The organism is endosymbiont of Galathealinum brachiosum (assembly GCA_003349885.1).
Classification (GTDB): Bacteria; Pseudomonadota; Gammaproteobacteria; order SZUA-229; family SZUA-229; genus SZUA-229.
Window position 1 is genome coordinate 206,456 of sequence record QFXC01000002.1, and the last position, 19,947, is coordinate 226,402.

Below are 19,947 nucleotides of genomic sequence, written 5' to 3' on the forward strand. Positions count from 1 at the left end.
AATTAGTGAAGGATAATATCAAATAAGATCTGATTCAGCCTGTATAAGCCTTAATAATGTATTGATATAAGATGCTCAAAGACTATATCATTTACATTACTAAAATATAAACAGATTCCATACGAATCAGGCCTTCATTTAATGAAAAAGATAGATAACAATAAACTGGATAAAGTAGTTGCTCAGGCACGTAAGGACGCTGAAACACGGGGGCACGGGTACCGGGAAAAAGCCTTAAAAATGTACCCTCACATATGTGGCCGCTGCTGTCGTGAATTTGACAGGGCCAACCTGCATGAATTAACCGTACACCATATTAATCATGATCATGACGACAACCCTGCCGATGGCAGTAACTGGGAGTTACTATGCCTGTATTGTCACGATAATGAACATCAGCGTTATGAAGAACAACTTGCGGAACATGGCATTGTAATGGGTACAAATGAGCAAAAAGAAGCCACTAATAACCCCTTTGCTGATTTAAAAGGTCTACTTAATAAGTAATTATTTTTTAAAATTTATAATATAAACCCACTGTAATCAAACGGCCAGGTTGTGGGGCTTCAGGAAGAGTCGTGAAAGTTGTAAAGTGTGTTGCATGACTATGCTTTTTATCAAATAAATTATAGATATCTGAAACAATATTCAAATTTTTAGTCAATACGACTTCAGCATGCAGGTCTGTTACAAAATAACTATCCGTTTGTAACCGCTTCGTTGGTTCAGCTGGGTCTGCCTGATTATTATTTGAATCATCTACCCAATATATCTGGGGTGTTAATGTATATTTATTTCTATAAATAAAACTTGCCCCCCCTTTTATTTTATATTCTGAGATTAATGGCAAATTAGTTTTAACTGAATTTTCTTCTAGTCGTCCATTAACAAAAGAAATATTAAGCCAGCTTTCAATATGTAAAGAATTAAAACTGCTTATATTTTCCAGACTTAAATCAGCACCATAAATATCCAGTTCTCCTGAATTTTTATTACTATTTGTAAAACCTATTTCAGCGCCGGGAATAAATTGCTGTGGAACAGGGTCAGCACTCAGCCTGACGACACTATCTATACGTGTGTAATAAGGTGCAAATTTAATATGAGTATTATGCTCAAACCAGTGTTCATATGTAAATTCAAGTGTTTGAAGTTCTTCGGGTTGTAACTCAGGGTTTGGTGCCTGAAAAAAGAAACTTTCCCATAAACCAGTCGTGCTATTAAAACCGGAAAAATCGCCAAAGTTTATAAATGCATTTTCAGATGAGGGCGCTAAATATGCCTGCCCATAGAGCAATTTAACAAGATTCTTATCGTTCGGTTTATAAATTGCGGAAACACGTGGATTAGTACTACTTCCATGAAAGCTATCATTATCATAGCGTATTCCGGTTACCAGCCGCCATTGATCATTTATTATCCAGTTATCCTGTAAATACACTCCTACATTTTCATGATTATTCTCAAATAAAACCAGAGGCAGTGTTGTGCCCGGGTAATTAAAGTTTTGCTGATTAACTGATAATGACGTATTGTAAGGCGTGGGTAGATCTGCACCTACAGGAATAGTATTAATATCATCATATACCGCACCAAACGAAATCTTATGATCTTCGTTCAGGTTATATATAAAGTCCTGATTAAATGAAATCCGTTCCGTTAATTCATATTTATATAATGGTACAAAATCTGTAAACAGGTTATTAAAGTTTGTCCCATTACCCAGTTCAAACGACATTAATGTCAATAAACTTGTACTGTGAAGTTTATCAGTTATATCGGCCTGAAAACTCCCATATAAATTAGCTATTGTAGTTTCTCCTATACTCGATGTATCAAAAGCATCAACATCAGATCTGGGGGCGTAATAGTTAGATGCTTCCATCTGAGAAAAATTAAAACCAAAATCCCAATGATTCTTTATTTTTATTTTTGCAAAAAACGAATTCTCTTTTGTCTGAGAAAAGTCGAAAGGATTGCCTGTAGGTGAAACATCACCTGCAGGATAATACTCCGGAAAATCCTCTGCGAACTCAAATTCATTAGACTGATATCCCTGCCCACCCAAACTCAGATGTACACCATTATCCATTTTTTTACTGAAATGAAAGTAACCCTGTTTATACCCGTCTTCACCAGTTGAAATCTGTGTTTCTACTAATTCTTCTTCCATTGTTATGATATTTATCACACCCATAAATGCATCGGCACCATAACTTACAGAAGATGGCCCCATTAAAATCTCAACCTGTTTTGCATAATAAACCGGGAAATTAAAAGACATGTTAATTGCTTCTCCTCCAGCAGATGAAAGACGAACTCCATCCTGAAGCAGTAGGAATTTATTGTTTCCTGCATGACCACGCATTGTTACTGTTGTTGGGGAGTTTAATAAAGAGTAGTTTTGAATATCTACACCAGGCAGTGATTTTAATATATCACCGATATTTCTATAACCGCGTTTTAAAATTTGTTCACGGCTAATAACATACATATTTGCGGGGCTGTCTTTAAGATTTTCGACGTACTTTGACGTAGTGGTAACTTCAACATTTAAAAGGTCGTCAAGAGACATGGATAAATATTCATCAAATTCATCCGCCTGTAACGATGAAACGACCAGTAATGACAATAACAGTAACCTGCTCACATCGCCCTCATTCTGACAATTATTGAGAATTCAGCCTTACCATTGTATCGATATAAGTTTAGTATATTAACTATAAAATCAATAAGTTAACCAAACTCAACGACAATACTCATAGTACGATTATAGTCCATAACAACCATTATTGATTATAGAATTCTAATTAGAGTTAACGAGTGATCTATTTGCAGACAAAGCGATTATAAAAAGTATGCCGTAGCATAAGCATACTTCCAGTCCGCCATACTTAGCCAGTTATTTAGCTTGCATGAAATAAGGGAAGAAGAAAATGACACTTTTATTTAATAACTATGAATAAAGAATAACAGTATTATTCAGCGCTATAATTTTTGTAAGCAGAAATATACCGGATAATTACTTTACAAGTTCAAAATTATTTTTTTCAAACTCATTGCCATTAACAATGATTGAAACCTGATGAAGCCCTTCATGAAACTTTCGTGTTGTAATTAATTTAAAGGACTGTTTTCGATTGATTAGTGTTATCGAATTATTCTCATATAGTTTTTCACTAATTTTATATACTTTTTTAGAAAGAGTACCGTTCGCTTTCTGATAATAAAGCCCATATTCCAGTCTTAATTTTGTATCTTTATTATTGTTATTTGATAATTGAAAAGTGAATTCCAATACACCTCCAATTTTAACTACAGGTGAAATAATTTCAAATTCATCTATATCAATATTTTTGGTAGAGCCAAATCCAAATACCTTCATTACTTCTGGTTCACCCTGTTTCAGAAGTGTTCTACTGCCATGTTTAATGACCCAGTCAGTATTTTCAGTTTTACCCTGCCATTTTTTAATCAGAGAAATAACAACTTCCGGATTGTCCTTTGCAATATCATTCAGGTTATTTGCAACACTTTTTCTTACGTATGCAGAATCATCGTTTTTCAGGTTTTCTAAAACAGGTAAAACAGAAGACGGGTTTTCTTTTAACAAGGGTAAAGCCATTGCCCATGGCAAGCGCGGGCGACAGCCTTCAGTGGAAAAACGCCTGACATCATGATTTTCATGTTTTGACCAGGCTAACATTTGCTTCATCATCTTATTAGGATATTCAATAATAAAGGGCCGTACTGCAAACTCACAACTGGTAAATTGAGTGATTTTTTCGAATGCATTTACTGATACTTTATAATTCTGTAAACCATATTGCTCTATAAAATCTGGTAGAAACATATACTCCAGGGCTAAAGTACACTGGTTCTCTTTAAGATGGTTTATTAATTCAAGTATTTTGTCTACAGCCTGATTATAATTATCGGGAAGATAATTTTTTAACACCGTAGAGATATGCCGCATACGCTGTTTTAACTCTCTATTATCCCACTCATCGTCATATATCTCTTTCAGAAAAGCGCTCGAATCAAAATCTGGTATGACCCGCCTTAATACATCAGTAAAACCATCGAAAAAACGCTGGTTATAAATATTTTTAAATGGTTCCGCCATTAATCTGATCCTAATTTTAAATTTTATACTATTTTTTATTTTTACTTATTTATCATTAAGTTAACAACAACTAAGCACATTATAAAATTTTAATATTCTATACAAAACACATTAAAAATCTTCAATTAATGCTATTCTACACTTATGTACAGAACGTTAATCCTAACATTATTATTGCTCCCACTGCCCCTAACAGCAGAGTCTTATCTGTTTTCTGGTGGCTCCAGAAATGTTGCTATGACTATCGCTTCAGAAGTACTGATCAAAGCATACTCAAATGCTGGAATAGATATAGAACCTGTTTTTCTTAATCTTGAAGAATCACTTCAGCAATCAAATGCCGGAATAACAGATGGCGAACTTGCACGAATTGAAAAAATATCAGATATCTATCAAAATCTGATGCAGGTACCTGTCTCTATCGTTTCAGTTGAGGCGGTAGCATTCAGTAAAAAACCATCATTATTAATAGATAAATGGGAAGACTTACGTGATCATAAAGTCGTTATTATCAAAGGTGCAAAATTCATAGAAACAGCAACTGAACATCTCCCTGTACAAAAAGCGTTAAGTGCTCAGGGAGCATTTGATCGCCTGAATAAAGGCCTGGTAGATATTGTCGTTTTACCTAAACTGGCTGGCTGGAGTATTATTCATAGGAAAAAATACAAAAACATCAGAATGGTGAGTGCTTCATTAAAAAAAATGAAGTTGTATCACTTTGTACATAAGAAAAACCGTCATTTAATTCCTGTCATCACTCCACATCTAAAAGAGATGGAGAAAACCGGTGAAATTTCATACATTCGTAATACTCAATTACGACGACTGTCTAAAACCTTTTAAATACTTACAATAGCTTAACTATCTGTTTATTATAGCCAGTTGACGGTCATGAACTCTCGCCATTGTAATTAAACCTGTAATCGCACCAAGTAGCGCCATCGCCATATCTGACTGTGTATCCCAGATATAACCCTGCGTTCCCAGAAAGGCTTCTGCATTCTCCCCTGTTGCCAGAGCAACCCACCACTCCAGTAGCTCATAAAAAGCGCTAAAAGCCAGACAAAACGAAACGATAAAGACAAACTGCCATACTTTACCTGCCACCACCTGTTTTCTGATAATTATTTCTCTTGTTATTAATGCAGGAATAAAACCCTGAGCAAAATGCCCTACCTTGTCGTAGTTGTTTCTCGATGAACCTGTCAACTCACTCAGATAATCAAATAACGGGACTTCAGCATAGGTGTAATGCCCCCCAACCATCAAGATAATGCAATGAATCAGTATTAATAAATAAACCAGAGGCGTTAATCTAAACGTTTGATACGTCGCCAGCAGAATAATTGCGCCAGTAACAGCAGGAAAAACTTCCAGACCCCAGGTGAACTGATCTTTAGGTGATATACCGGACCAGAGTAAAGTAGAACAGAACATAAATGCCCAGAGATATTTCCAGAGATACTTAATAACCTGTTCCTCATTTTAAATTATATTTATAATCCACTCTATACAATATTTTCTCACACTAAAAGCATCATCCTTACACACCCGCAATTAGAAACCATTTGGTTAACTTTAGCTCAATAATGAATAGCTAACCATATGGTCTCTAACTGAGGATGTGTCCAGCTGACTTTATGTTTTGTATGTGCTGGTATATTGATATAACTACCTTCTTTCAGACTGACTTCTCTATTTTCAAAAGCAATAATTGCCTCACCTTTTATAACCACCACCCATTCATTCAGATCCTGATCATACCAGCCTGTTTCTGGCGATATATGACCTTTTGATACAATCCGTTCAACCTTGATATTCTCACTGCTTAATAAAACTTCTATAAGCTCTTTATCGAGACTGTCCGGAACCTCTGAAAACAGGTTGTTTTCATCTGTTTTTTTTATCATAAACTAGCTCCCCAGCGATATTGCCAGAAAACACCTATCGAATCGTAATCAGTACCTGTACGTGTACTCAGCCCCGCACTCATCAATATTTTAATAGAATTGTATTTATTAACAGGTATGGCTGCTGTAAAGCCTGTGCGTGAATTATTCTGCAAATCATTACTTACAACACCATCGACTCTGGTTTCTCCGCCGGTAAAATATGTCACTCCGTAGGATAGCCATATTTTATTCTTGAACGTGTATGTCAGATGTCCCTGCATTGAATATACCGGTTCCTGATGACGCGTTTTACTGGTATCAAACTCATTATTTTTCGTATAAAACGTTGTTGCAAGTGAGCCTTCCAGAATCCAGCGATTTATCGCTTTCGATACACCTAATTCAGGTTTAATTGACCAACGGTTTGTTCCAATATTAATGAGTTTATCCTTATCATAATGCCCCAATGGTGGAGTTACTTTTATTGTAAAACCGGCAATCGTATCCTGTTTATATGTTCTAAACTCCTTTAAATTCAGAGCAGGTGCACCATAAAAATTAAGACTAAAGTATAGTGCCGGATCGGCCAGGCCTTTAGTATCTCGTATACGAAACTCTCCATCTACCAGACCCTGCGCATATAAAGTCGCATAAGGTAATACGATACCGGCTTTGGCTGACATTCCCGCTACATCAAGTGTTCGTAAATAACCTGTTACGCTTACATTTGTCCGTGAACTTGCATCTGTAACAGGTAGTGCAGGATCAAATAAAAGACCACCTTCTGAATGCTGGAAACCTATAACAGCAAAATTTAAACCTGTCGGAGCACTTGAATACGCTCTGGGCTCAAGTTCCTGCGCTACTATAGTTGGCTGATTAAGCAGATAAATTATAAAAACAAGAATACTCTTGCGTATTTTTTTATTCATACCTGTTTACTGCGTTCTCTAATGTAAGGGTTACCACAATATATAACTTTTTCAGTAAAATTTAACTTTAACAGTCGTTTTAAACTGTTCACCTCTCATGAATCTTTACATATTTTATCATTAAGACTTATCACGATAACATTTGCATCACCTGATACATGATATTTTGTCATTTCGTATAGTTTCATGATGGTATGTAGTAACAAGGATAATAAAAAATACAGCTTATTAATTTCATAAATCACACCTGAACAATATAATCTAATCAGATTAGCATCAGAAAATGCTGTTATAGCGAGCTATCACAATATCTTTACCATTTATAAGAATAAATTTCAGGCATAAAAAAAGGGGCTAAAAAGCCCCTTTTTTTATATTCTGCTAATAATTACTTCTTCTTAGCAGCACGCTTTTTACGACGTTTCTTTGTTTTCTTTTTAGCAGATTTAGCTGCAGCAGGAGCAGCAGCTGCGCCGCCCATACCTTTAACTAGTGCATCAGCACGTTTAGTTGTTTCTTTAGCATCAGCTGAAACAGCTTTAGCTTGTGCTTTTACTTCTGCTAGTTTTGCTTTTAATGCTACTAATGGATTTGCTTTCTTAGCAACTTTTTTCTTAGCTTTTCTTTTCTTTGCGGCCATTTTAAACACCAGGGTTGTTAATAAAATTGGGTCTCATATTCTCTAATTAAAAAGCATACGATTGAATGTATTGTAGCTAGTTTTTTAACTTTATCAAATAACATTTAAATAACTTACAATTCTTTGAATATTTCAGCTTCAGAATGAGCTAAAAGTAAGGCATTTTTCTCCGTTTTTTTCAAACCATTTACAACCAGCGCGTATGAATGATCAATCATCTTTTTAATTTCATTTTTCGGGATACTTTCATCTAAAATTACAGTATTCCAGTGTAATTTATTCATATGATAACCGGGTATCACCGCTTCAAATACATCACGTAATGCTGCGGCTCTATAGGGTTCACATTTTAAATTCATATTAGCAACACCATCTCTTTTAGATAATGTTGCATACATCTTACTTTTAACCTTAAACACTGCTACATCAGGCCCAAACGGAAAATCTTTCCTCGATTCAGGTTTACTCAACAGATATTTTTCAGCTGTTTTATATTTCATATTTCGTCTCTATTCAGACTTTTTTATGCCTATTTTTATATTAATTTTACCTGACAATCACAGCTATACAGGTTTAATCAAAGTACTCCGCATCTTTTCTTACTTCATTAGATAATTTCTGTAATTTATCTGCCATTTTTTCTAAGTGTTCGACTAATGCGGTATCAATACCCGCCTCTATTAACAGTGTTAGCTCATCATAATGTTCTACAGATAAAGAATCTCCTGTCTGTTGAACTAAATCACGGAAACGATCTGTAATTTTTTGTGCATGTTCTGTTTTATGCATGACTATTTAGCCTTTTCTGTTGTGGTTTCATCTTCAACCTCTGGTGCTTTCTTATTGTCTTTTCGAGTCCTGATTTTGGCTTTCTCTGGAACCGGTTTTTCACTCTCTGCTTTCATTTCATCGGTTAAATCTGTAACAATAGGTGGCTTTTCTAACCTGTGCTCTCCTGCTTCATAAATTGTTTCAGCTGACCCTACAATTAAAGAGTTTGGAGAGTTGGCAATATTGACATTCTTATTTGGGTAATCAAGATCGTTTAGAAGGAAACGCATGGCATTAATACGCGCGCGTTTCTTGCAATCTGATTTAACAACTGTCCATGGCGCATCTGCTGTGTCCGTATAGAAAAACATAGCTTCTTTGGCTTCTGTATAATCTTCCCACTTATCCAGAGATGCCAGATCAATCGGGCTTAATTTCCATTGTTTTAACGGATCTCGTCTGCGCCCCTGAAAACGTCGAAACTGTTCATTACGGCTCACTGAAAACCATAATTTATATAACTTAATTCCACTGCGAACTAACATTCGCTCTAACTCTGGCGCCTGGCGCATAAACTCGAGATATTCACCCGGTTTACAAAAACCCATCACTCGCTCAACACCCGCCCGGTTATACCAGGATCTATCTAACATCACTATTTCACCTGCACTGGGCATATGCTGTAAATATCGCTGAAAATACCACTGCCCCTGCTCAAATTCAGTTGGCTTTTCCAGTGCAACAACACGAGCTCCACGAGGGTTCATATGCTCCATCATACGTTTTATTGTGCCTCCCTTACCTGCTGCATCTCGCCCTTCAAACAAAATCAAAATTTTCTGTCCGGTTTCTTTCACCCAGCCCTGCATTTTTAACAGCTCTATCTGTAATTCCTTCTTTAACGATTCATACTCATCTCGTTTCATCTTTGATGTATATGGGTAGTTAGCATCTGGAAATATCTTGCCTTTACCTAACTTTTTAGCTGATTCGGTTAGTGTCTGATCTTCCCTGTCTGCAGATATTTTTGGCATGCTGAAATTGGCATCATTTGTCATCTATTTTCCCCATATAAGAATATTAATTCATCTTCAAATTATAGACCTTCTATATCGTATTTTTGCATTTGTGAACATTCCCTTGATTTGTAGCAACTTCTTGCTAAAACACGATTTTAAGCTCAAAATTATATTGTCAAAGATCAATAAGAAAAGCCCTTTTCAGACTTAAACTTAACGTGTGTAAATGAGGAAAATGCCATGAGTAAAAAATCACCTGATTCGTTTCCTACTGAAGGTATGAGCGAGGCTTACGAAAAACTGCTAAAGCTAAGCATGAAGGAATTCAAGCTTATTGAGGGTAAAACCGGCCCGTTATTGCATAAATTAATTGATAAAAGCAGTGAAGCTTTATCTGAGCTGGATGAACTTACAAAAGAAGAATCTGAAAAGATCTCAAAGTACCTTAAGCGAGATCTTAAAGAAGCTGCTAATTATATGTCTGAAGGTAACAATGACTTTAAAAAATGGCTTGCCATTGATACTGATATTATTGAAACCTATCTTTTTGATCTTTTCAAACAAGCCGCCGACCAGACGACTATTGAACTGGCACAGCTTAAGGCTGATGCAGAAAATGCACGATATCATACAGGTGAAATTACCGGACCTGGTGTTCTCGTTTGTGATGTATGTGGTGAAAACCTGCATTTTCATAAAGCAGGCCATATTCCTCCGTGTGCTAAATGCAAAGGAACCTATTTTCATCGGATGATTTGCAGGTGAATAGATTAAGGATTTTGCTACAGAGATACCGGGAATACAGAGAAAAAGATATATAAATTATAAACAGGTCGAGTTGAAGCTCAACCTGAAAAGTTCTGTGTCTCGGTGGCAATAAGCGTTTAATTCTCAACTCATAATACGCGGCCAGCGATCATGCACCGCATCTTCCATTATCGGCGTGATAGTCACCACATAAATTCGTCTCTCATTTCCATTATGTGCGATCAAGCCCTGTATCCATTGCCCTTTGGGTAACTCAAACCAGTGACTATTCGATTCCATGTCTTTTTCCATAAACCGGGAGACGATTATTTTCACGGGTTTAGGGAACCACTTATCCCATACACCCTGTTTAATCGAATCATGGCGTGCCCAGCCCCCCATGGGTAATTGCCCCAGTTGTTGCTTACGCCGCCCCCAGGGTAAATAATCAATTCCGGCATTTTTTAAACGCACAGGTAAATACGCCTGCGGATTAGGAAAATAAACCCGCTTTTTTTCACCCTGATAAATATATTCAACACCACCACACATAATTTACATCTTAAATTTTATATTTATTACTTACTAAACAAGAGTATCTTTCAGATTAATTAACTGATAAAAGTCCCCCCTGCTATGGTCCATCTCCCTCGGGGATGGACCTCGCTTTTTGAGCTCCGTCCCCTGTTATGGTGCCATCAAGAGTTTTACAAAGTAGGCTAACTACACTGTCAGCTATTGGTGGTCTCAATCAGAGGACAGAGCGCCAAAAAACAGCGGTCTGTCCCCGAGGGAAACGTGTCGTAACAGCGGCATCTATTTCCTCATATCGACTGTCTATGTCCACTGGGCTTCCATGAAGGCGCTATCACATTCGGCATTTCTGATTTATTAATTAAGCGTCCCGGGCCGAGTGTACACTCACCATAACGGTTATTAATTTCATCCATCACGCCATCTACTTTAGCTTGTTTTTCAGTTGTTTCAGGCTCATAAAACAAATCCATCTGAGCATTTTCCTGCTGCGGATTTAATGCGGTTATCTGTACCTGATATACCGGTTGGTTACTCCAGTATTCATTAAGCACAAACTGACACAGACGAATAAGCAACTGGGTATCACTTGTTAAATAAGGTGATTTCACTTTTCGGCCTACCCAGTTATTACTGGCATGTAAACCAATAAAAAACTCTGATGCTTGCAAATGATGACGCCTCAAACGAGCAGTCACCCTTACTGCCATATGAATTAAATACGTTAATAATATATCTTTATTGACTGTATTGGGTGGTAATACCTTGCCATGTCCGATTGATTTAGGATCAGCGACATCCGGATGTAATGGCTCCGGGTCTTCTCCCTGTGCCATGTACCAGATACGCCGCCCCGGGTTACCAAAACGCTGCGCTAGTTCACCTATTGGTAAGTGCTGCATGTCACCACAAACGAATACACCTCGTTCAGCCAGAAAACGGCCAACGCCTCTGGCAACACCACACAATTCTGTCACCGCTACATCTGCCAACTGCTGACGCGCTTCCCAGGGTGGAATAACAGTAAAACCATCTGGTTTATTTAATTTGGCTGCATATTTTGCTGTGGTTTTATCTCCACTGATGCCAATAGAACAGAGCAGGCCCGAGGCTTCATATACAGCCTGTTTTAATAAATACCCGATACGTCCGGGTGAACCGTGTAGTTTCTGACAGCAAGTCATATCAATAAAAGCTTCATCAACGGAAAATATTTCCATATCAGGACAGATACGACTAATTGCCTGCATAATTTTCCCCGATGTCTGTGCGTAAACATGGGGACGAGATGGTCGTTGAATTAAATCGGCATATAACTTACGCCCCTCTTTCAGACGCATACCGGTTTTAATACCGTATGCTCTTGCTTCATATGAACAGGTAATAATACATGTTCCTTTATTACCATTAGTAACGGCAACAGGACGTCCGCGTAATTCAGGAAAATCACGTGCTTCAACTGCAGCAAAAAAACAGTTCATATCAATAAGCGCAATGGCTCGTTGCCAGTGAATAGGACAAACTTTGTTAAAGTCCTGCATGATAAAACCTTTAACGGTATTAAGTGATTATGCATACGCTTGTCATATTCGGGGAAAGGTCGCTGTTTTTTTGCGCCCTGCCCCCTGTTATGATTCCACAGACACGATTCGGAGTCAGTTCTCTACACTGTTAGCTTGATCGGAATTACCACAGGGGACAGAGCTTAAAAAGCAAGGTCTGTCCCCGAGTATGACAAGCGTACGTGATGAAATATTTTTAAATTAATAAGTACGAAGTGTCCCTACTAACACACCCTGTATTTGCACTCTATCTGCCGGATAAGTCATTGGCTCCATACTTGAGTTTGCAGGAATCAGTTTAATACGCCCATGTGATAACGGACGATAAATTTTTAAGGTCACTTCATAATTATCAATCAATGCCACTATGACCGAATTCTTAGAGGCCGTACTGCACGATTCAATCACAACCGTATCACCATCCAGAATACCCAGTTCAACCATCGACTCACCATCGACTTTAAGCGCATAACGGTTATCACCACCAAACATCTGATTTAGATTGATACCATCATGACCCGCTATTGCTTCAATTGGCTGACCCGCCGCTATTCGCCCTAACAGAGGAATCGACATGCCCTGCTCCATTTCATCATTCGGCAGACGCAGACCTCGATGAGAACCTTCTTCATTAAGCAGATAACCCATTTCCAATAACGCTTTCACATAACGGTGTGCCGTGCCCTGAGACTGTATACCGATGCCTTCGGCTATTTCAGGGTATGTTGGGGCATGGCCATTTCTCAAAATATAAGCCTGTATAAAATCAAGGGTGCGCTGTTGGCTATGGGTAAGCATAATATTCTCTAAACATTCTCATTAGAGAAAGAATAGAGAATGTTTGAAAAAATATCAAGTAATGATTTTAACTACTTCAGAAAAGACCTTTAGCCAGAACAGCTATCGGTAAAAACACCGCAATTACATAACATGCAATTACGGTGTTTTTTATTTACTTAGCCGGTATTGCGTCAACCCGATAACCTGCATGACAGGCAACACAGTTTTGCATCAAAACAGAAAGCTGCTTTAAACTGGTAGCCGGATCACCAAACTGCTCAGCATCCATTGCCAGCTGATCAAACTTGGCATGCGTATCAAAACCCAGCTTTTTAAATTCCAGTGGCAACTTCTTCATCAGTGAACCGGGCACAGCTTCCTGCGCGGCTCGACCAACCACTCTAGCCGCTTTTGCAATCGCTTCAGCATCATCTTCTGTTGCCGCCTGAACAATTTTCTGCGCCGCATCAAGAAACATTCGCATTTCTGTTAAAACCAGATCTCTTTCACCCTCTTCCAGCATTAATGACTGCCTGCCATCACTTGACTCAAGTGTTTCACCAGAAATAATAAATTTATATGCCATGGCACCAACAATAAGAAGCGCCCCCAACAATAATGCCCAACATAATTTACACATAATTTTCCTCATATATATTTAACAATTAAATTTCTGATAAATGCTTATGCACTTATCAGATAAAAAATAATAAGCGCCGTAACAAACCAGAGAATTGAAGCGATTACTTTAAGTTTTTTCTGTAACATGAATCATCCTGATTTATCTAAATAATTTTTAACAACAATTACCGTCTTTCACACCTGCTTTTTTTAAGATACTGGATAAAGGGCAAAAATTTGTTATTCCACTTTGCGCCAGATTGAGACCAACAAAAGCGGCCAGACCAATCCAGTAAGGATGAACAAAGTGTGATAATGCAATACTAACCAGTATCATTATACCAGCAACCAGGTGTACAATTTTATCTACAGTCATATTTTATTTCTCCAAAATTACATTTTATAAGATACTTGAAAATTAATTATATTCTGTTCCAGCTCAATAACATTTCCTGATCCACTACTAGATGTCATTTCATTATTAAATGCATGCAGATAAGAAATTGAACCTTCAACGCGTTTACCTAACTTATGAGTAGCACCAATAGACAGGTGTTTTTCTGTAATTGCCAGCGAACCTATATTGTTATCAACATCTTCTTCACCTATAGGTGATTCACCATAATTAAACCCGGCGCGTAATGTCGTTTTTTCATTAATCTGTTTTTGTACACCCAGCGCAAAAACAACCTGATCATCCCAGCCAAAATTCATAATTCCAGGGCCTGCAGGTGTATCAAAAGCGACTTTATCTAAAACATCTGAGAAACCAATATATTTTATATCTGCCTCAATCAGCAAACCATCACCCGGTTGATAAGCTAAACCCACGCTCAATGTTTCCGGTGCATCCATTGTCATCGAATACGAACCCGTTGTTGCGTTCCAGTCAAATGATCCCATAGACTGTTTACTAACGTAAGATGCTCCAAGCTGCATGGCATCACTTAACTTGTAAATCAGACCCAGTGAAAGACCAAAACCATAAGCCTGATTTTGAGGTAGGTGCATTTGTGAATTATCTAATGCCAGACTCTGGTAATCGATATTTAAAGCCGCACCTAATGCCAGATTGTCATTCATCTGATATGAAAAACCAGGAGCAATTTTATAGAACTGTTTGGTTGTAACCACGTTTTGATTACCTGGAGCACCTGGCATAATATCGGCAAAATCCACCCCCATACCAGACAAACCCGCCATACCCATACCGAAAGTTAACTTATCATCTATTTTTAAAGCAAAAGCACCGGATGGTATTAAGTATAAATTTGAGTCACTATCTGTGCCATTTGCTTTGCGCGGTGGATTAAGAAAACCAAATCCCATATCAAAACGAACATCTTCAATATTTAATAACGAAAGCCCTGCAGGATTGGTTAATACGGTACCACTATCCTGAGGCGCAGCGACTACTGCCCCGGCCATACCCCACTGGGTTGCAGTAGTACCTAACATCTGGTCACCATTAGTTGCATATACTGCAGAAGCTGAGCTAACAAGAGCTGTAAATACAGCTACTCCGGTCAAATTTTTATTCATCATTACTATCCTCATTTAATTATATTTTTTGAATTACTTTATTTACCAACTTAAGTGCATAATTATTGATTGAGCTGGATTTCATGTTTTTTCTTCCGTTTTAGTATCAGGTAGTTGTATGCTACCTTTGCTTAAAAATGCATTGTTAAAGCATGCAGAAAACATGTTTCCCTGTTATTTCTAAAACTAAATAAAATGTAACAAATTGTTACAAGAGCCCGATTAATGAGTAATTCTGACGTTAAACTGGAAAAAATACTGATAGTGGATGACGATAAGGCATTACGTGACCTGCTTAAGCGTTATCTATCTGAAAATGGTTACACAATACAGGCAGTAAAAAATGGAAGCGAAATGTTTCAACAGCTGGAGAAATCGGCACCTGACCTGATCATTCTTGATCTTATGCTACCAGGTGATGACGGCCTGACACTTGCAAAGAAAATTCGCAGTAACAAAAATATTCCCATTATTATTCTATCTGCACGGGGTGATGAAGTAGATCGCATTGTAGGGTTAGAAGTTGGCGCTGACGATTATTTATCCAAGCCTTTTAATCCCAGAGAATTACTAGCGCGTATTCGCTCTGTTTTAAGGCGCAGTAACACTGGTAAGGATAAACCAGCACCAGATACTAATGGAAAGAAATTTGATCATTACCGCATGCTCAGCCAAAGTCGGCAATTATTTCTCAATGATGAAGAAGTGATATTAACAAGCGGTGAATTTACCTTATTAGAAGTCTTTGTTAACAACCCGAATCGATTACTAAACCGTGATTTATTACTACAGTTACTTAAAGGTTATGAACATCAGCCCTTTGATCGTAGCATTGATGTACGCATAACACGACTGCGCAGAAAGATAGAAGCCGACCCTACAAAACCTGTTTACATACGTACAGTATGGGGTAAGGGTTACCTGTTCACACCTAACCCCGAAGAACACTAATTTATAATGTTACCAAAAACCCTGTTTGCCAGAACATTAGCAATGATTGCAACTGTCGCAGTTGCCTATTTATTATTTGCATTTAGTATTATTGGCTATTTCATGTTAGTACCCGTGGGTAAACAATCTGCAAATGATCTTGCTGCATTAATGGTTTTCAGTGCAAATAGATGGTCAGAAATATCCATGGAAGAACGAATTGAATTTGAACACCATTTATTTGAAAAATATAAACTAAATATTGCCGGAAGCCAGCAACTAAGATCTGTAAACTTTAAACCTCTACCTTATTATTATTTTCTTGAATCTTCACTTGAGTCATTAACGGGGCAGGAAGTACATCTTAAAATTTCAAAAGATGATAACGATATTGACTGGTACTGGGCTAATTTCAGAGTTAATAAACAGGATATACGTATAGGTTTTTCCAGCTCTCATATAAATGCTCAACCACCATTAGTTTTGATATTATTACTTTCTGTAGGTGGTTTGGCAATATTAGTTACTGCGGCTGTAATCGTTCGTCACTTAACTACTCCTCTAGAGTGTTTATCACAAAATGCATTACGTATAGGTAGTGGTGAACAACCTGAACTGGTTCCGGAAACCGGAGCTGAAGAGATGGCAACTCTGGCAAAAAGCTTTAATAAAATGGCCGTACAGGTAAAGGAGTTATTAAGTAATCGCACGACACTATTGGCGGGCATATCTCATGATCTACGAACCCCCCTTGCACGTATTCAACTGGCACTTGAAATGTTACCTGCGAATGCCGACCCTGTTCTGGTGGATGGTATACGAGGCGATGTAGAACAGATGAACTGTCTGATTGGACAGTTTCTTGAATTAAGCAAAACGCTTGAAAAAGGCGAGCAACAGAATATTGACATAGTCGAGACACTCGATGACCTGGTTAATTGCGCAAGACGTGGTGGCGCAGAGATACAATGGAAAATCGCTGAGCCCTGCACTCTGATAAATAACCCCATGGCGATAAGACGCATCATTGTTAATCTATTAGAAAATGCCGTACGTTATGGAGAAGAACATCCGGTTAATATTAACTATTCATTAAAAGATAACTTCGCAATTATAAAAATAAAAGATAGAGGCCCGGGTATTCCAGCGGATGAAATTGAAGCCGTATTCAGGCCTTTTTACCGACTTGAACAATCACGGAATTTAGAAACCGGCGGTACCGGCCTCGGCCTCAGTATTGCATTGCAACTTGCTGAAATTAATAACATTAAAATAAAATTATATGGAAGAAAAAATGGTGGTACTGTGGCAGAAATTGCCATTCCATTAAAACGCTTAATTTGAAATTCCCCTGTCTATCGTCTATGTTTAATAATCTAGTAAAATACACCAATAATATGATCATAAGGAAAAGACATGAGTGATGAAATCATTAAAAATCTTGGTCCACTGGCTACCCTTGCCGGCACATGGGAAGGCGATAAAGGCATTGATATTTCCAGAATCAAAAGTAAGGAAACAGAGACAAAATATCGTGAAAGGGTTATCTTTGCCCCTCTTGGTCCAGTAAATAACGGTCCGCAGCAGTTATATGGTCTGCGTTACTCAATGACTGCCTGGCGCCTGGGAGAGGAAGACGCCTTTCATGAAGAAGTTGGTTACTGGTTATGGGATGCTGGCAACAAACAGGTTTTACGTTGTTTTATGGTGCCGCGTGGCGTATTAATTAATGCAGGTGGCGATGCAGAAGAAAATAGCAAAAGTTTTCATCTGGAAGCTAAAGTTGGCTCTGAAACCTATGGCATATTATCCAATAAGTATTTAGATGAAACCTATAAAACTAAAGAATATGTACTGGATGTAGAGATTCATGATGAAGGTAGTTTTAGTTATAAAGAAGATACCCGTTTATGGATTCCCATCAATGAAGCTATATTTCACCACACAGATCAAAATACCTTACAAAAAATATAATGTACCTCGGCATAATGTATCCCATACTCTTAATCGGTATGGGGTACATTGAGTTCACACTTAACAACAATAGCAATGAGCAGCGGCCAATACTGCCAGGATAAACAGGATCTTATCTTTCATGAAGATTTACTGTAATAGCAATAATTCACCTGCACAATCAAAAGACCTTCACTCATATATCAGTAATTATTAACTGCATATTACTCCAGAAGAACATATGCTCTTGTTATTCATATAGATAACCAGAATGTATTTTCTTTTATCTGAAAAGGTAATCTATATTTCAATGCTTTAAAAAATAATTCAATGCATATACCAACTCAGAATTAAGCTAAATATAAGGCAATCACCACCCTATACTCATATTATTAATACTGGAAATTTCCATATATTGAACTAGTCTTATTTTATATGTAGAGAGTATGTATATGGAAATGACTAAGACCCCCGGCTTTCTAAAAGAATTTGCAGTCCCTTTCACCATCAAAAATCTGAGTCTGATAGTAATTTTTTCCCTTTTATTCTTCTTAATGGGTGTATCAGGCCTGCAACTTCAATCAGCACAAACAGGTGTATCATCTATCTGGCCAGCATCTGGTCTGACTTTCGCCTGTCTATTAATATTTGGTTTCAGGTTATGGCCAGGTGTTTTAGCTGGCATGCTGTTATTAGGTTTTTATACCGGTTTACCATTCCAGGTTGCGATAATTTCAGGTATAGCGGCAATATTAGAAACGGTTATACCACTTAGTATCGCCAGAAAATTTGGTTTTACCGGACGACTTGATTCTCTTCATGAAGCGCTTATTTTCGCAACAATAGTAACTCTGGGGCCCATAATAAGTGCTCTCATTGGCTCAACATCAATGTATTTCTTCAGTGAAGCAGCAACCCTGCCTTCACTGTCTGTGATGATGTTATGGTGGTTAGGCAACAGTATCGGTATTTTATTATTTGGTGGGATGATATTAAGCATCTGTACAGGTGTATCTAATGGACTTTTCTTCAATCATTTCTGGGAAAAAATATCTCTTATACTAGCTGCTCTGCTGATTTGCACTCTTGCTTTTTTACAGTCCAGCGGTATCGAATCGACTCTTTTTATTAAATTCATCATTCCATTAACAATGATCGGTGCCATACGTTTTGGCTCTTTTGGGGCGTTTTCTTCACCTCTAATTGCCACCATTGTACTGCTTTCTATATCCAGCAACTTACCCGATAACTTATTTGAACATGCACCGTTTGGATACCTTTACCTGATTCTTGTTGAGTTATGGTTTGTCAGCATTTCAGGGTTAATAATGGCGGGTGCCTTTCATGATCGTTCATCCCAGTCACAAATGAAATGGCTTGCCCATCATGACACATTGACTCAACTTGCTAATCGTAATGTACTGGAACAGGAAACAATTCATGCACTTCAGGGTATGCGCCGTATGGATCAGGGTTTATGCCTGTTGTTTATCGATCTTGATCAGTTAAAATCAGTTAATGATCAACTTGGCCATAAAGAAGGTGATAGACTGTTAGTCTCAACAGCAAAATTATTAGTCAAGCAGGTACGTAGTCGCGACATTGTGGCACGCTGGGGTGGTGATGAATTTATCATTTTATTACGTAACTGTGACCTTGTAGAAGCTCAGCACATTGCTGAAAAAATAATAATAAGTGTTCATGAACTGTCTTCATTATTTAAAGGGAAAAAATTTAAAATTTCGATGAGTATAGGTGTTACTAATGCTTTAAAAGACGACTCCCATGAGAGTCTTATAGAGCGTGCAGATAAAGCCTGTTATACCGCTAAAAACACGGGGAAAGATAAGGTTATTGTAATTTAACAGCTATATAACTTTAGCAATTTAAATTAT

General features: G+C 37.7%; 21 protein-coding genes and 1 pseudogene. 7 read left to right on the forward strand and 15 right to left on the reverse strand.

Going from position 1 to position 19,947, the window contains the following annotated elements:
- Nucleotides 1-150: 150 nt before the first annotated feature.
- Nucleotides 151-507 (forward strand): HNH nuclease family protein, encoded by a 357-nt coding sequence (locus DIZ80_00995; protein ID RDH86162.1) that lies wholly within the window; start codon nt 151-153, stop codon nt 505-507.
- A gap of 7 nt (nt 508-514) precedes the next feature.
- On the opposite strand, the gene DIZ80_01000 is transcribed toward DIZ80_00995, so the two are convergent.
- Both DIZ80_01000 and DIZ80_01005 read right to left on the reverse strand, forming a co-directional pair.
- On the reverse strand, nt 515-2,632 hold the full coding sequence (locus DIZ80_01000; GenBank protein RDH86077.1) for a hypothetical protein: 2,118 nt from the start codon (nt 2,630-2,632) through the stop codon (nt 515-517).
- Nucleotides 2,633-3,022: 390 nt separating this feature from the next.
- Nucleotides 3,023-4,126, reverse strand: a complete 1,104-nt coding sequence (locus tag DIZ80_01005) for a DNA alkylation repair protein (GenBank protein ID RDH86078.1) — start codon at nt 4,124-4,126, stop codon at nt 3,023-3,025.
- A gap of 144 nt (nt 4,127-4,270) precedes the next feature.
- Between DIZ80_01005 and DIZ80_01010 the strand changes: the two genes are divergently transcribed.
- Nucleotides 4,271-4,972, forward strand: coding sequence for a hypothetical protein (locus DIZ80_01010; protein ID RDH86079.1), 702 nt, complete (start codon nt 4,271-4,273; stop codon nt 4,970-4,972).
- Nucleotides 4,973-4,990: 18 nt separating this feature from the next.
- Here the strand turns inward: DIZ80_01010 and DIZ80_01015 are convergent, their stop codons facing one another.
- The 7 genes from DIZ80_01015 to ppk2 all read right to left on the reverse strand — a co-directional run bounded on the left by DIZ80_01015 (nt 4,991) and on the right by ppk2 (nt 9,422).
- A complete protein-coding gene (locus tag DIZ80_01015; protein RDH86080.1) occupies nt 4,991-5,566 on the reverse strand; it encodes a DUF2238 domain-containing protein in 576 nt (191 codons plus the stop codon).
- Nucleotides 5,567-5,712: 146 nt separating this feature from the next.
- Nucleotides 5,713-6,039: a cupin gene (locus tag DIZ80_01020; protein RDH86081.1), complete on the reverse strand. Its 327-nt coding sequence runs from the start codon at nt 6,037-6,039 to the stop codon at nt 5,713-5,715.
- Nucleotides 6,036-6,953 carry a transporter gene (locus DIZ80_01025; GenBank protein ID RDH86082.1) on the reverse strand — a complete coding sequence of 306 codons (918 nt, stop codon included), beginning with the start codon at nt 6,951-6,953 and terminating at the stop codon, nt 6,036-6,038. The genes DIZ80_01020 and DIZ80_01025 overlap by 4 nt, the downstream gene beginning before the upstream one ends.
- 388 nt (nt 6,954-7,341) lie before the next feature.
- Nucleotides 7,342-7,593 carry a hypothetical protein gene (locus tag DIZ80_01030; GenBank protein RDH86083.1) on the reverse strand — a complete coding sequence of 84 codons (252 nt, stop codon included), beginning with the start codon at nt 7,591-7,593 and terminating at the stop codon, nt 7,342-7,344.
- Between the two features lie 113 nt (nt 7,594-7,706).
- Nucleotides 7,707-8,093 carry a hypothetical protein gene (locus tag DIZ80_01035; GenBank protein RDH86084.1) on the reverse strand — a complete coding sequence of 129 codons (387 nt, stop codon included), beginning with the start codon at nt 8,091-8,093 and terminating at the stop codon, nt 7,707-7,709.
- A gap of 73 nt (nt 8,094-8,166) precedes the next feature.
- Nucleotides 8,167-8,382, reverse strand: a complete 216-nt coding sequence (locus DIZ80_01040; protein ID RDH86085.1) for a phosphatase — start codon at nt 8,380-8,382, stop codon at nt 8,167-8,169.
- A gap of 2 nt (nt 8,383-8,384) precedes the next feature.
- Entirely contained in the window at nt 8,385-9,422 is a 1,038-nt protein-coding gene (gene ppk2 / locus DIZ80_01045; GenBank protein RDH86086.1) for a polyphosphate kinase 2, read from the reverse strand.
- A 201-nt stretch (nt 9,423-9,623) separates the two neighbouring features.
- Here ppk2 and DIZ80_01050 point away from each other — a divergent pair, with 201 nt between their 5' ends.
- Complete coding sequence (locus DIZ80_01050; GenBank protein RDH86087.1) at nt 9,624-10,148, forward strand: hypothetical protein; 525 nt, start codon at nt 9,624-9,626, stop codon at nt 10,146-10,148.
- Between the two features lie 264 nt (nt 10,149-10,412).
- Here the strand turns inward: DIZ80_01050 and DIZ80_01055 are convergent.
- The 6 genes and pseudogenes from DIZ80_01055 to DIZ80_01080 form a co-directional block, all read right to left on the reverse strand.
- A pseudogene (locus DIZ80_01055) lies at nt 10,413-10,682 on the reverse strand (hypothetical protein).
- Between the two features lie 272 nt (nt 10,683-10,954).
- A complete protein-coding gene (locus tag DIZ80_01060) occupies nt 10,955-12,205 on the reverse strand; it encodes a DNA polymerase IV (GenBank protein RDH86088.1) in 1,251 nt (416 codons plus the stop codon).
- A 222-nt stretch (nt 12,206-12,427) separates the two neighbouring features.
- The gene (gene lexA, locus DIZ80_01065) at nt 12,428-13,024 is read right to left on the reverse strand and encodes a repressor LexA (GenBank protein ID RDH86089.1); all 597 of its coding nucleotides are present in this window, start codon (nt 13,022-13,024) and stop codon (nt 12,428-12,430) included.
- A 154-nt stretch (nt 13,025-13,178) separates the two neighbouring features.
- The gene (locus tag DIZ80_01070) at nt 13,179-13,646 is read right to left on the reverse strand and encodes a hypothetical protein (GenBank protein RDH86090.1); all 468 of its coding nucleotides are present in this window, start codon (nt 13,644-13,646) and stop codon (nt 13,179-13,181) included.
- Between the two features lie 156 nt (nt 13,647-13,802).
- A complete protein-coding gene (locus DIZ80_01075; GenBank protein RDH86091.1) occupies nt 13,803-14,003 on the reverse strand; it encodes a DUF2892 domain-containing protein in 201 nt (66 codons plus the stop codon).
- A 17-nt stretch (nt 14,004-14,020) separates the two neighbouring features.
- Entirely contained in the window at nt 14,021-15,169 is a 1,149-nt protein-coding gene (locus DIZ80_01080) for a long-chain fatty acid ABC transporter (protein RDH86092.1), read from the reverse strand.
- 225 nt (nt 15,170-15,394) lie between these two features.
- On the opposite strand from DIZ80_01080, the gene DIZ80_01085 reads away from it, so the two are divergent.
- The 4 genes from DIZ80_01085 (at nt 15,395) to DIZ80_01100 (ending at nt 19,917) form a co-directional block, all read left to right on the forward strand.
- On the forward strand, nt 15,395-16,120 hold the full coding sequence (locus tag DIZ80_01085; protein ID RDH86093.1) for a two-component system response regulator OmpR: 726 nt from the start codon (nt 15,395-15,397) through the stop codon (nt 16,118-16,120).
- 6 nt (nt 16,121-16,126) lie between these two features.
- Nucleotides 16,127-17,443: a two-component sensor histidine kinase gene (locus DIZ80_01090; GenBank protein RDH86094.1), complete on the forward strand. Its 1,317-nt coding sequence runs from the start codon at nt 16,127-16,129 to the stop codon at nt 17,441-17,443.
- A 72-nt stretch (nt 17,444-17,515) separates the two neighbouring features.
- On the forward strand, nt 17,516-18,073 hold the full coding sequence (locus DIZ80_01095; protein RDH86095.1) for an FABP family protein: 558 nt from the start codon (nt 17,516-17,518) through the stop codon (nt 18,071-18,073).
- 425 nt (nt 18,074-18,498) lie between these two features.
- Entirely contained in the window at nt 18,499-19,917 is a 1,419-nt protein-coding gene (locus DIZ80_01100; protein RDH86096.1) for a hypothetical protein, read from the forward strand.
- Nucleotides 19,918-19,947 lie beyond the last annotated feature (30 nt).